The organism is Liquorilactobacillus capillatus DSM 19910 (genome assembly GCF_001434915.1).
Classification (GTDB): Bacteria; Bacillota; Bacilli; order Lactobacillales; family Lactobacillaceae; genus Liquorilactobacillus; species Liquorilactobacillus capillatus.
On record NZ_AZEF01000038.1, the window covers coordinates 849 to 2,699 of the forward strand.

2 protein-coding genes are annotated in these 1,851 nt (G+C 36.5%); both read left to right on the forward strand.

Features of this window, described 5'->3' with window-relative positions; all coding sequences use genetic code 11:
• The first annotated feature begins 86 nt into the window (after nucleotides 1-86).
• Entirely contained in the window at nucleotides 87-560 is a 474-nt protein-coding gene (locus FC81_RS08560) for a phage terminase small subunit P27 family (RefSeq protein ID WP_057745743.1), read from the forward strand.
• A partial coding sequence (locus FC81_RS08565; RefSeq protein ID WP_057745742.1) for a terminase large subunit occupies nucleotides 557-1,851 on the forward strand: 1,295 nt, incomplete at its 3' end. The genes FC81_RS08560 and FC81_RS08565, both read left to right, overlap by 4 nt.

Genomic DNA, 1,851 nt, shown 5'->3' on the forward strand with positions numbered 1-1,851 from the left:
AATTTCAGATATATGTGGAGTAGTCGTTGCTAGGAATGGTAACGGCTTTTCTTGTAGATAAATTTAGAACGAAAGGAGCTGATTGCATGGGTAGAAAGGTAAAACAACTTGCAGATATGAGTAAGCATCTAACCAATGAAGAAATTGAGCAACGTAAGGATATGGAAAAATCTTTATTTGAGTATCCTGAACTTGATAACAATGCGCCTGATTGGTTGAGTGGCAGAGCCTTAACGGAATGGAATAGGATAGTGCCCTATTTAAAGCAAAATACGCCCGTATCAGAGCTTGATAGAAGTTTATTAGCTACTTACTGCAAACTATATTCAGTTGTTCAGACATGCAATACAGACATTACAAAGCATGGTTTAGTAATAACCAATAAAAGTAATGGGTCAAAGAAGAAAAATCCATACATTGAAATTATGAGTACAGCTATTAAAGATATGAAAGCCATCGCCAATGATTTAGGAATGACTATATCTAGTCGGGCAAGAATGGAATTGCACAAAGCTAAGTCTGATAAACCAAAAGATGAATATGAAGCGATGCTATCATGATTAAATATGTTGATGATGTGCTTGCTGGTAAGATTCTAGTTGGTAAGAAGATTAGACTAGCTTGCGAACGTTTTAAGCGTGATTTAGGGCGTTCTAAGACAGATGAATTTAATTACTACTATGATGAAGAAGAAGCTGTAAAAGCTGTTAGATTTATCGAGAGCCTACCAAAAACGGACGGTAGCAGGTTAGATATGCAACCATTTCAAGAATGGATAATATCAGAATTATACGGCTGGAAAGAAAAAGATACGGGATTCAGACGATATGATCGTGCTTTTATTTCAATGGCTAGGAAAAATGGTAAAACTTATTTAGCTAGCGGTATCGCTGCTAATGGTTTACTAAGAGAAAAAAGCCCAGCAATGAATAGACAAGTCCTATTTGTTTCTAACGGCTTAAAACAGGCTAAGCTGGGTTACAATATGCTTTCCAGTGGTTTAAACCAAGTTCGTAAGAAGTCCAAGTATATGCGCCAAAGAATAAAGGTACAAAAACAAGAGATTGAAGATTTGGAAAGTGGCAGTAAGGCGATTGCGTTGGCCAGTGATACTAGTACGCTTGATGGTTTTGCAGGAACTACTATTGTTCTTGATGAATGGCATGAGGCCAAGGATCGAAAAGTATATAACGTTTTAAAGTCAGGGCAAGCACAAGAAGATAATTCCTTACTTGCAGTTATTTCAACGTCAGGGCTTAATTTGAATGTTCCAATGCACGCAGAATATGAAATGCTTAATGATATTTTAAATGGCAAAGCAGAAGCAGACAGGTACTTCATAGCTATTTGGGAACTAGACGATAGAGAAGAAGTATACGACCAAAATAATTGGGTGAAGGCTAATCCGTTGTTTAGTGAACCAAAAGTTAAAAAGAAAATGACTGAAAAAATAAAAGCTGATGTGGATTTAGCGATTAAACAAAATAATATGATCCCGATTCTAGTTAAGAATTTCAATATGTGGCTACAAGCCAGCGAGGATAGTTATATAAGTGCAGATGATTGGAGTGCTGGTAAGACTGAAAGCATTAGTCTGAACAATCGTGATATTTATATTGGTGTTGATTTGTCAAAAAGTAATGATTTGACCGCAGTTAGCTGGGTAATTCCGACTGGTGACGGTCATTTTTATTGTGATAGTCATTCATGGGTTGGTACTAAATACGGCTTAGATTCAAAGATAAAGCGTGATGGTATTGATTATCGCAGTATGCAGAGAGCTGGAGAGTGTACTATTACACGTTTAGAGAGTGGAATTATTGATTATGATGCAGTCTTTGAATATATCCA

Excerpts from the sequence above, each read along its gene's own strand:
- FC81_RS08560 (WP_057745743.1), top strand. The coding sequence starts at position 87 with ATGGGTAGAAAGGTAAAACAACTTGCAGATATGAGTAAGCATCTAACC.